We start from the raw sequence: 10,971 nt of genomic DNA, 5'->3' as shown, positions 1-10,971 counted from the left end.
CGCTTCGGCGGTCTCAATCTGGATGATCAAGGTGATCGTGTCACGAGCCGTGGTCAGGTAGTTCGGGTAGCGCCCCCACCCACCGGAACGTGCCAGTGCTGAACCAATGCCGCGGATGCCCTCTGGTGGGTATGCGACCGAGGCTGCAGCCTTGGCCGCGTCGTCGACGGTGAAGATCATCGGCACAATCAGCGATTGCGCACCGAGATCCAGGTGCTGCTTGATAATCCGTGCATCATTTTCTGGCACACGAACCACCGGAATGGAGTCGTAGCCGGCGATCGCGCGCAGCTGGTCTTGCACAGATTCCAAGCTCAACGGGGAGTGCTCCGCATCAATGAGCAGGTAGTCCATACCGGCGCCGGCAACAATTTCTGCGATGCCGGCGTCACCGGAAGACAAGAACATGCCGGCCGCGGCGCGATTGCGGTCGTGCTTCGCTGCATCGGTGAACAATGTTTTGAATGATGGGCGAGGGGTCAAAGCCATATGTAGTTCCTTGCGAGTTACTGGAGATTATTCGAACTGAACGCCGATGGTGCCTAGTGGCCCGAAGTCGGCAAACACCGTGTCACCTTCATAAACCCACATGTAGCGGGTGAAAGAACCAGCCAGGATAATTTCCCCGGCCTCAAGGTAATCATCGTGTCCGGCTAGACGGTTGGCCAGCCAGTGCACGCCGTTGGCCGGGTGCCCCAGGATGCCAGCGGATAGGCCGGTTTCCATGATTTCCTGGTTGCGCCACAGTGCGCCGCCAACCCAACGGAGATCGATGTCTTCGGGTTTCATCGGACTGCCACCCAGGACCATGGCACCCAGCGCCGCGTTGTCCGAGATGGTGTCGATAATCGTACGACCTTCCATCTCGATATGAGCATCGAGCACCTCAAGCGCAGGCGTGACGTACTCGGTAGCACGCAGAACGTCGAAAATATTGACGTTTGGTCCGCGCAGATCGTCCTTCAGCACGAAAGCCAGCTCGATTTCGATGCGGGGGTGCGTGTATTTTTTCCACTCGAAGACGTGGCCGGACTCGAAGACCTGGTCGTCAAAAATGACGCCGTAGTCGGGCTCATCGATGCCGGTTGCGGCCTGCATCGCTTTGGATGTGAGCCCGATTTTATGGCCGGCCTTGCGGCGTCCGGTTTCAATCTGGCGATCTGCCCAAATTTTCTGAATCGCGTAGGAATCTTCAATGACCATCCCCGGGTAACGCTTGGTTAGCAGCTCAACCGGTTGACGATCAATGTTGGCCTGGTGTAGTTCGTCAGCAATTTTGACGTGTGTTTCGTGATCTAACATCGGACTCCTTTGAGTAGAAAAGCCTGCCCTAATCGTATACGAAATGCGTGAGTGGTGTGCGGTTTTGTCCCGCTGCGCAATGCACTAGCGTCCGGAGACCTTGCGAAGGTTCCCGTCGAGTCGTTGGGTCCACCCCCGCGCATCGAGGTGTTCCAGTAGGGGGATCAGGGTTCTTCTGGACGTGTCCAGGGCTTGTCGTGCATCGGACACCGTGAAGGGTTGCTCCAGCTGCACAATCTGACGCATCGCCAGTGCCGGGGTCTTTGGACTCAGCACAATATTGTCCTTCAACCGCAACAGTCTCTGCTGTTCTGCGGCCGCGGCGAGCTCTTTATCGCCCAACCGCAACTGGTCGAGCTCATCGGCGGTCGGTGCGGCGAAAGGATCATCGGCAAAACGTTGCTCCAGTTCGGCCACCGCGGCCTCGGCTGCTCCCAGCGAGGGCTGCAGGGTCGGATCCGAAATTCGACCGGTAGCCTGCTGGAGTTTCGCCTCGGCTACCACCAGGGCCAGGAAACTACGATCGGGCAGTTCCAAAGTATTGACGGCCGCTTGTTCAGTCAGGCCCCCGGCGCTTGGGTCCCGCTCATACTGGGCGACGACAGTATCGCGCAACTGCTGGCTCCACGTGTCGAGTGCTTGCTGGTTGATCAACCAGCGGTCATGTACCAGCACACCGGAGGGAAGAGAGCGGGGGACCGGGATCCCCATGGCGGTAATCGTCGCCTGCTCTACGGCACGACGACGCTCAACCTCGATACCGAGGTGATTCTCTGGTGTGATCCTGGCGAGTATCTCAGCGCGTTGTCTGGCCGCACCACGGCGACGCAGCTCAGGAGGTTGCACATCGACCACGGTGGCGCCACCGGTAATGAGCCGTTGGCCGGTGCCGCGCAATAAAAACCGGTCGCCGATGTGCAGCGGCAAGGCCCGGTCCAGGGTCAAGCGAGCGAATCCGGATCCCAGCGGTCGGCAGTGCGCATATACGGTTGCCGTGCCAATGTGGACGGAGAATTCTTGGGCGAGCTCGGTGAAATCCACATCGGGACTACCAGCCACATCGATGACATCCGTGCTGAACCATGCCCCGGGGGTGACCAGCACATCACCCCGTGAGACATCGTCGACGGCGACTCCGCGAAGATTCACTGCGGCCCGGGTGACCGGCCTCAGCTCGGTGGCCGAACTGCCATGACTTTGGAGACTCCGGATGGTCACGTCGGAGACGTCTTTGCCCACCAGTTCTAGGCGGTCGTTGATGTATAAGGTCCCGGCGGCCAGCGTTCCGGTGACCACGGTGCCGGCCCCTTTGACCGGAAAAGCTCGATCGACCCAGTACCGGATCGGTGCTGTGACATCGGGTGCTGCAAGCTGCTCGAATACCGCATCCATGACGTCTTGGAGTTCATCGAGTCCAACACGCTCAACGGCCGAGGTAGCAATGATCGGAGCCTTGGCCAGCGCTGTGTCCGCTAGCTCGGCTTGAATCTGAGCGGTGACCGCCCCGATGTTGTCCGGTGCCAGATCGAGCCGCGAAATCACCACGACCCCGGCGGAAATCCCCAGGGCCTTGATCGCATCGCGGTGTTCCGAAGTTTGGGCCTGCCAGCCTTCGTCTGCTGCCACGACCAAACACACGACGGGCGCCGGACCGAGTCCGGCCAACATATTGCCAACAAAACGCTCGTGACCGGGCACATCCACAAACGACACCGATCGCCCCGAAGGCAAGGACATTTCGGCAAAACCCAGATCAATGGTGAGTCCGCGCTCGCGTTCTTCGGCCCACCGGTCGGTTTCAGTACCGGTCAGAGCCTGCACCAGAGCGGATTTCCCATGATCCACGTGCCCGGCCGTGGCCACCACAAACTGCTCGGTCACCCCTCAACCTCCGCTGCGATCTCACGCAACCGGTGCAATATGACTTCGTCGTCAGCTTCCGGCACGCACCGCAGATCAATCAGGCATCGGCCATCGGCAACCCGAGGCAAAATGGCTGGACTCCCGGTACGCAGCGGGCGGGCGAACTCTTCAGCGACACTCACTGCCCAACCGGCAATCGGTACTCCGGCACCACCGCCGCCACCAACCCGACCCTCGTGCGGCACCACCTCGGCGTTGAGCGCTTCGGCAATTCGCTGGCTGCGGGCATAGAGTACCTTGCTGTCAGCGTGGAGGGCATCGTGTACCGGGGTCGATGATGCATTCAGCGTGGCTTCTAGGGCGGCTAGCGTGAATTTATCGGCCCGAAATGCGCGCGCCAGTGGATGCCGAGCCAGTGTCTGCAGCACGGTTTTGGAGCCCAGCAGCAGGCCGGCTTGGGGCCCACCCAGGAGTTTGTCGCCGCTGGCAATGACCACGTCGGCGCCATCGCGCAGTGCCTGGGTCATGGTCGGCTCATCGGGCAGAACCGGATCTGGTGTAAAGAGTCCCGAGCCCACATCCACGATCAGTGGGAGCCCCTGTTCATCAGCGAGGGTGGCCAGCTGTTTTGTCTCGACGGTCGAGTTGAAGCCACCGATCCAGTAATTGGACGGATGGACTTTGAGGATCGCACCGGTTCGCTCGCTGATCGCGTTGCGATAGTCCTCAAGGGTGGTGCGATTGGTCGTGCCAACCTCGGCCAGCTGCGTTCCGGTTGAGGTGATGAGGTCGGGGAGACGAAATCCAGCCCCGATTTCCACGAGCTCGCCGCGACTAATAATCACTTCTGGTTTGCCCTGCGCCACGGCAAGGGCGGTGGTCGCCAGTGAGAGCGCGGCGGCACCGTTATTCACAATGAGCGCATCTTCAGCGTCGGGAGCTTTGGCCAACAGTGCGGTTTTGGCCCAGGTACCACGTTTACTGCGTTTGCCGTCGTCAAGGTCCAGTTCTAGATCCACGTAGCCGGCCGCCGCATGCAGTGCATCTCGTGCGGCTTCGGACAACGGTGCACGGCCTAAATTCGTATGAATGATGACGCCGGTGGCATTGAGCACGGCCGATAGGTTGGTCGTGTGCGTTGCCTGCACGGCGTCGACAACCCGGGGGATCACTTCATCCGGTGCTGTCTGACCGCGACGAGCAGAGGCCTGTATTTCGGTGATCGTGTGGCGAATAATATGCGGCGCCAACCGCTGCCCGGCAGCTATGACCTCCGGCAGCGTCAGCAGCCGATCAGTCGAGGGGATCGCGCGGCGCGGGTCTGAAGTCACCGGTGGGCCCTTTCGTCAGGAAGTTGGCGGAGGCGGACGGGAATCGAACCCGCCAGACCAAGCTACTTGGTCTCGTCGGTTTTGAAGACCGCGGGGACCACCAGGAACCCTAACGCCTCCAAAAAATCAAACTATCACGTTTGGGCTGGCCCAGCACGGCCGGACCGTCCCTGGGCAAGCAGCGTGGACGTTCCTATACTGGGCGTATGTCTGAGATTTTAGAACAAGCCCCCCTTCCGCGTTTAACCACTACGGCCTCCGGTGGAGGGTGTGCCTGCAAGATCCCACCCGGTGAGCTGGAAGAGGCCGTTTCTCAGCTGGCGGGTCAAGATTATGCCAACGTGATCGTGGGGATTGACGATGGCGATGACGCCGCTGCGGTTCACCTTGATGGTGACACTGCGATCTTATCCACCGCGGACTTTTTTACCCCGGTGGTCGACTCAGCCTATGACTGGGGCCGGATCGCCGCGGCCAACGCGATCAGTGATATTTATGCGATGGGTGGCCGTCCGATTGTGGCCATTAACCTGATGGGTTGGCCGCGCGGGGTTTTGCCCGCCGAGATGATGTCCGAGGTGCTGGCCGGTGGGTTGGCCATCGGACGTGAAGCCGGGTGCCCGGTAATTGGTGGGCATACGGTGGATGATCCGGAACCGAAATACGGTATGGCGGTGACCGGTACAGCCAAAGTCGACGAACTACTCCGCAACGACGCCGCAGAGGCTGGCCTGCCGTTGACGCTGACGAAACCGATTGGTTTGGGGCTGCTCAATAACCGTCACAAGGCGACCGGTGAGGTGTTCCAAGCGGCCATCGATACGATGACGACGTTGAATAAGTCGGCAGCTGAGCAGAGTGTGGCGGCTGGGCTCAAGGCAGCAACAGATGTGACCGGGTTTGGTCTCTTAGGCCACCTGTATAAGATGCTGCGTGCTTCCAACGTGGGCGCGGTGCTGGACAAGGCTGCTGTTCCGCTAGTTGAGGGTGCGGCTGAAGCGCTGCGGGATGGCTTTATTTCGGGTGGTACACGACGGAACCTGGATTGGGTTGCCCCGCATATCGAGTCGGGGAGCGGTATTACCGGAGAAGATCTGTTGGTCCTGGCCGATGCACAAACCTCTGGCGGTTTATTGGTGGTCGGTGAACTCCCTGGGCACCCGGTGATTGGTTACACCACCGGTCGTGCAGGTGTGGTCGAGGTTCGCTAGCCCACGGTGGTGATCGAGTCGTCGACGATGCCCTGAGCTCGACGCGCTTCAAGGCGCGCCTTCTGGGGTTCGACCACGTGACGTGGATCTTTGGTCGAATCGATCCCTGCTTCCAGCACGGCCATGCGGGTCAGTGCGGATGCGGTCGCCAGAGCTGCACCCGAGGCAATGGCAGCAATACGATTGCGTCCCAAGAGTGCAGCACCGATGCCACCGGCTATGGTGAGACCTTTGGCCCAACGGAGTTTTTTGCCGGCGCGCCCGGTCTGCAGCGGTTCGGCTTCTGCCGGGTGCATTGGTTCGGTGAGTTTCTCTGCGAAGTATAGATCTGCTGCCGCTCCGGCGGTCGCCAGGACACGGGCCGGCCGAGTTTGTTCGGTCGGCGTGGTGATCATTGCTACCCCGGAGGATGCCATGGCTGCTGAGGAAACAAAAAGATACGACAGGTTGTCTCTGGCAGCATTCCACGTTGGCACCGCAGTGTCGGCCAGCAGCGCACCCGTGTAGGACGCCAGGGGGGCTCCGAAGAGTGCAGCCACTGCGCCGGTAGGTTTTTCTACCCAGTGCAGTATGGTGCGGAGCGGTCCCAGTGGAAGTTTTTCACCGGTTATGCGGTCGACTTCGATCGCTGCGACAACGCCGGCAGCGGTACCAAAACCACTGAGTATCCAGGTCCCGATGTTCATGGGGGAGGATACTTTGAAGGTGCGCATCATGTGTAAGAAGCGTTCGGGACGGCCGAGGTCGAGAATGAGGAAACCGGTCCCGCCGATGGTGGCTCCCAGTGCGGTGAGACGAGTATTGCGGCGGAGTTTTTCGAGTCCTGCGGCATCGGCCCCGGCGGCCAACATGCCAGAACCTCCTGCTACTCCACCGGCAAAGAGGTACGCGGAGATTTTCCAGTCCCACGGTGGGGGCTTAACAATGGGACGGCCATAGTAGGAGTCGCTGAATTCGACGTCGTCGACCATCGACATTTCACGGGCACCATCGCCCCCGCCGCCACCGCGCCGCCGACCGTTTCCTGGCGGACGGTTGCGTTTCTTTTTGCGGCGGCCCTCATGCGCGGGCCGATATGAGTCGAAGTCAGAAAGGGTCACTTTTTGCGAGCTCCTACGAAAGCGGTCGCGGCAGCAGCCAGCATTCCCGCGGCAGCGATGCCGACCTTCTTATACATTTGCGGTAGATCCTTGGTCGGAACCTGTGGATCCGGTGGCAGGCCGTATACTTCCGGTTCGTCCAAGAGCAGGAAGACCGAGCCGATACCGCCGACGCCGTCGTTAGTGTTGGCCCCATACAGGCGGGCTTCGGTGCTGCCCTGTGCATGCATGGTGGTGACGCGTTCTACCGCGCTTTCGACCATCTCAGATTGATTACCAAACTTGATCGAAGTGGTCGGGCAGGTTTGGGCACAAGCCGGTACTTGATCGTCGACCAGACGGTCGTAGCACAGCGTGCACTTATTGGCGGTGCCCTCGTGCTTGACGTCCATGGCATATCGGGAATCTACCCGGTCTGGTTTGGTATGGATCGTCCCGGTATCGCGGCGTTCGATGACGCCGAACGGGCAACCGGCAACACAGGTTCCACAACCGTTACAGATATCGTCTTGGACGACCACGGTGCCGTATTCGGTACGGTAAAGGGCTCCGGTTGGGCACACGTCCAAACAGCCGGCGAAGGTGCAGTGTTTGCACACATCTGAGCTCATCAGCCACCGGAATTCCGGGGTATCTGGGTTCGGTGGGTTATCCACTTTTTCTTTGATCCGTGTACCGGGGGAGCCAAATTCTGGCATGCCGATATGTTTGGCGGTATCTTTTTCACGGGTTTCGGGAGCGCCAATGGATGGCATACCGAGACTTATGAGTTTCTGACCGGAGTCACGAGCTTTTTCGATTTGCTCTTCATCTTGTTCGATGAACGCTACGTGGCGCCATGTGTTGGCCCCGAGACCACCGGTGTTGTCGTACGAGGATTCCAGCAGTTCCAGGTTGCCTTCCATGGGCACCTGGTTCCATTCTTTACACGCAACCTCGCAGGCCTTACAACCGATGCAGATGGAGGTGTCGGTGAAGAACCCTTTGCGTTCCGTGTCCTGACCGTGGGCATCGATGAGCTGGCCGGGTTTTTCTCTGAAGTCAAACAAGTTTGTCTCCTTCGTGATGCTCAGGTTCAGACAATGTTGGGGGTTCTGCTATTTTCATGGTCTCAGGATCACGTTCATACGTGAGTCTGCTCTGGCCGGTCATGGGGGTAATACCAGCACGGTCACGGTAGTCGTTGACGAACTCTACCAAGGCTTCGCCTCGTGGACGACGCCCAGGTTGGATGGCACAGGCTACGGCTTTTGCTGACTGGATGAACACATTTGGATCAAGCGTCATCCCCAGTAAGTCATTCGCCCCGTCACCCGTAATGAGGGCCTCTTTGCCGACACCCCAGTGATAGGGCAGCCCAATTTGGTGGATCGTCTTGCCTCCGGCGCGCACCGGTTTCATCCGTTGGGTGACGAGTACACGAGCCTCAATGGCACCGCGCGGGGAAATGATGGTTGCCCAACCATAGGGTTCCAATCCGAATTCTTCGGCGAGTTCCTCTGAAACCTCGCAGAACATTTCGGGTTGAAGCTCGGACAGATACGGCAGGAACCGGCTCATGCCACCGGCTGTGTGGTGTTCGGTCAGACGGTACGTGGTGAACACGTGCGGGAAGACCTCTGATCCCGGGTTTCCTGAAGCAGGCGCCAGTTGGTTGCCCTCTGCAGTAATCAGGAGACGAGAAGGTGATTCCTGTTGTGGGTACAGGCTGTTACTAACCGGCGACTCAGCTGGTTCGTAGTGTGTCGGGAGGGGACCGTCCTTCATGCCCATGGGTGCGAAGAGCCACCCTTTCCCATCGGTTTGCATGATAAACGGATCATCTCCGGCCAGTGCATCTGGACCAAAGATGCCCTTTTGGGTCTTGGCATTTGGTGCACGGTCGATGGGGAAGTCCGGGGTGTCATTGCCCACCCACTTGGTTTCGTCTTCATCCCACCAGATGAGCTTCTTGCGCTCTGACCACGGTTTGCCCTCGGGATCTGCCGAGGCTCGGTTATAGAGAATCCGACGGTTTGCAGGCCAAGCCCAGGCCCATTTATTAGCCATTTCGTCTTGTTTGTCGCCTGGTACCCGTAGTGCGGCGCGGTTGACCCCACCGGCATAAACACCGGTGTAAATCCAACAGCCACCCGCAGTTGAACCATCAGGTTTCATCTGGTTGAAATTATCCAGTGGTTTGCCCGCATCCGGACCGGACGTATAGTAGCCGTTGATTTCTTTCATCACGGCTTCGGCATCTGGTTCGCCGTGCTCATCAACCGGGTAGTCCCAGGTCATATCCAAAAGTGGACGATCCCTTGGGTCCGTCGAATCTTTGAGGCGTTCACGCAAGCGTTTGCCAAGTTCGTGGAAGAACTCCAACTCAGAGCGCGCGTCACCGGGAGGGGTCACTGCTTGGTGACGCCACTGAACCAAACGCTGTGTCTGGGTGAACGTGCCGGCCTTTTCCGTGTGGTTGGCCGCGGGCATGAAGAAGACTTCAGTATCAATCTCTTCGGTCTTCAACTCACCGGTTTGAATCTCTGGACCATCGCGCCACCAGGTGGCGGTCTCAATTTGCTGGAAGTCGCGCACGACCATCCACTTCAAGTTGGCCATCCCCATGCGCTGCATGCGGCCATTCGCTGAGCCTACCGCAGGGTTTTGACCCAGTACGAAGTAACCGTCCACACCCTTATCGAACATGCGCATGAGCGTTTGATACGTTCCGTGTGCACCGGTCAGGCGCGGCAAATAATGATACGCGTAGTCGTTTTCTGCAGTCGCGGCATCACCAAACCAGGCTTTCAACAACGAGATCATATAGGCATTCCCGTTATGCCAGAAGCCCTTCTGATCCTGCGGAAATGCCTCGTCGAAGTAGTCCTGCAGGGTGTCGTGTTTACCAGCAACCGGGAACGGGAGGTAACCGGGTAGCAGGTTGAACAGCGTTGGGATGTCGGTTGAACCCTGAATGGTTGCGTGGCCGCGCAGTGCCATAATGCCGCCACCTGGACGACCCATGTTCCCCATCAACAACTGCAGGATTGCGGCAGTTCGAATGAACTGTGAGCCCATCGAGTGCTGCGTCCAGCCCAGCGCGTATGCGACACAGGTGGTCTTATCTCGAGTGGAGTTCTCGGCGAATGCGTCGGCCAAGTATTTGAAATCTTTTTGGCTGATGCCAGCCATGTCCTCTACGGCTTCCGGTGTGTACCGAGAGTAGTGACGTTTCAGGATCTGGAACACCGAACGTGGATGCTGCAGCGTCATATCCTTGGCGATGCCATCGGCGGCTTCGGGGTCTTTCTCATACTGCCACGTCTCGTTGTTGTACCCCTGTAAGTCGTCGTCGTAACCAGAGAAGAGTCCATCGAGATCTTCTGGGCCGGAGTACCCTTCCGAGATGAGATGCGCCGCGTTGGTGTAGTGCGTGACGTACTCCTTGAACCACAGCTCGTTTTCGATCATGTGGTTGATGAGGGCACCCAACAGCACAATGTCAGAGCCAGCACGAATGGTGATGTGTTTATCGGCAACCGCTGAAGTACGCGTAAAGCGAGGGTCGACGTGAATCACTTTGGCGCCACGCTGTTTGGCTTCAGTAACCCACTGGAACCCAACCGGGTGGCATTCGGCCATGTTGGAACCCTGAATCACAATCAGGTCTGCATTCGCCATATCTTGCAATGGCTGGGTGGCACCGCCACGCCCAAAAGAAGATCCTAAACTAGGAACTGTGGAGGAGTGTCAAATCCTGGCCTGGTTCTCGATCTGCACCGCGCCGGCTGCAGAGAACAGTTTCTTTATAAGATAGTTTTCTTCATTATCGATGGTCGCGCCGCCGAGGGAAGCAAGTCCCATGGTGCGATTGACGGGCGTGCCTTCTTCATCAAAGTCTTCCCAGTGATTTGCGCGCGCTTCCAGGAAGCGATCAGCGATCATATCCATCGCCGTCTCGAGCTCGATTTCTTCCCAATCGGTAGCTCTCGGAGCGCGGTAGAGCACGGTTTTCTGGCGGGAAGGCGTATTGACTAGCTGCTCTGAGGCAGCACCCTTCGGGCACAAGCGGCCACGAGAAATAGGGGAGTCCGGGTCACCTTCAATATGGGTGACCTTGTTGTCTTTAGTGTAAATAAGCTGTCCACAGCCCACCGCACAATATGGACACACGCTCTGGAC

At 58.7% G+C, this 10,971-nt stretch carries 8 protein-coding genes and 1 tRNA gene; 1 reads left to right on the top strand and 8 read right to left on the bottom strand.

Annotated elements, in window-relative coordinates:
• The 5 genes from L0H14_RS10010 to L0H14_RS09990 all read right to left on the bottom strand — a co-directional run.
• A partial coding sequence (locus L0H14_RS10010; protein WP_301421762.1) for an HpcH/HpaI aldolase/citrate lyase family protein occupies positions 1-489 on the bottom strand: 489 nt, incomplete at its 3' end.
• A gap of 27 nt (positions 490-516) precedes the next feature.
• Complete coding sequence (locus tag L0H14_RS10005) at positions 517-1,302, bottom strand: fumarylacetoacetate hydrolase family protein (RefSeq protein WP_301419489.1); 786 nt, start codon at positions 1,300-1,302, stop codon at positions 517-519.
• An 84-nt stretch (positions 1,303-1,386) separates the two neighbouring features.
• Complete coding sequence (gene selB, locus L0H14_RS10000) at positions 1,387-3,183, bottom strand: selenocysteine-specific translation elongation factor (protein WP_301421761.1); 1,797 nt, start codon at positions 3,181-3,183, stop codon at positions 1,387-1,389.
• Positions 3,180-4,496: an L-seryl-tRNA(Sec) selenium transferase gene (gene selA, locus L0H14_RS09995; protein WP_301419491.1), complete on the bottom strand. Its 1,317-nt coding sequence runs from the start codon at positions 4,494-4,496 to the stop codon at positions 3,180-3,182. The genes selB and selA overlap by 4 nt, the downstream gene beginning before the upstream one ends.
• 24 nt (positions 4,497-4,520) lie before the next feature.
• A tRNA-Sec gene (locus tag L0H14_RS09990) sits at positions 4,521-4,616 on the bottom strand.
• Positions 4,617-4,702: 86 nt separating this feature from the next.
• Here L0H14_RS09990 and selD point away from each other — a divergent pair.
• Positions 4,703-5,707, top strand: coding sequence for a selenide, water dikinase SelD (gene selD, locus L0H14_RS09985; protein ID WP_301421760.1), 1,005 nt, complete (start codon positions 4,703-4,705; stop codon positions 5,705-5,707).
• Here the strand turns inward: selD and nrfD are convergent.
• The 3 genes from nrfD to fdnG all read right to left on the bottom strand — a co-directional run.
• On the bottom strand, positions 5,704-6,807 hold the full coding sequence (gene nrfD, locus L0H14_RS09980) for an NrfD/PsrC family molybdoenzyme membrane anchor subunit (protein WP_301421759.1): 1,104 nt from the start codon (positions 6,805-6,807) through the stop codon (positions 5,704-5,706). The two genes, selD and nrfD, sit on opposite strands and share 4 nt — an antisense overlap.
• Positions 6,804-7,856: a 4Fe-4S dicluster domain-containing protein gene (locus L0H14_RS09975; RefSeq protein ID WP_301419494.1), complete on the bottom strand. Its 1,053-nt coding sequence runs from the start codon at positions 7,854-7,856 to the stop codon at positions 6,804-6,806. Before L0H14_RS09975 ends, nrfD begins: the two co-directional genes overlap by 4 nt.
• Positions 7,849-10,971 (bottom strand): formate dehydrogenase-N subunit alpha (gene fdnG, locus L0H14_RS09970; protein ID WP_301421758.1); only part of this gene is annotated, 3,123 nt, incomplete at its 5' end. The genes L0H14_RS09975 and fdnG, both read right to left, overlap by 8 nt.

Source organism: Yaniella sp., from assembly GCF_030453185.1.
GTDB lineage: Bacteria > Actinomycetota > Actinomycetes > Actinomycetales > Micrococcaceae > Yaniella.
Note: the sequence above shows the minus strand (reverse complement) of the source record. Positions and strands in the feature narration are given on the sequence as shown.

Bases quoted from the DNA above. Each gene is read 5' to 3' on its own strand.
- L0H14_RS10005 (WP_301419489.1), bottom strand. From the start codon at position 1,302: ATGTTAGATCACGAAACACACGTCAAAATTGCTGACGAACTACACCAG.
- selD (WP_301421760.1), top strand. From the start codon at position 4,703: ATGTCTGAGATTTTAGAACAAGCCCCCCTTCCGCGTTTAACCACTACG.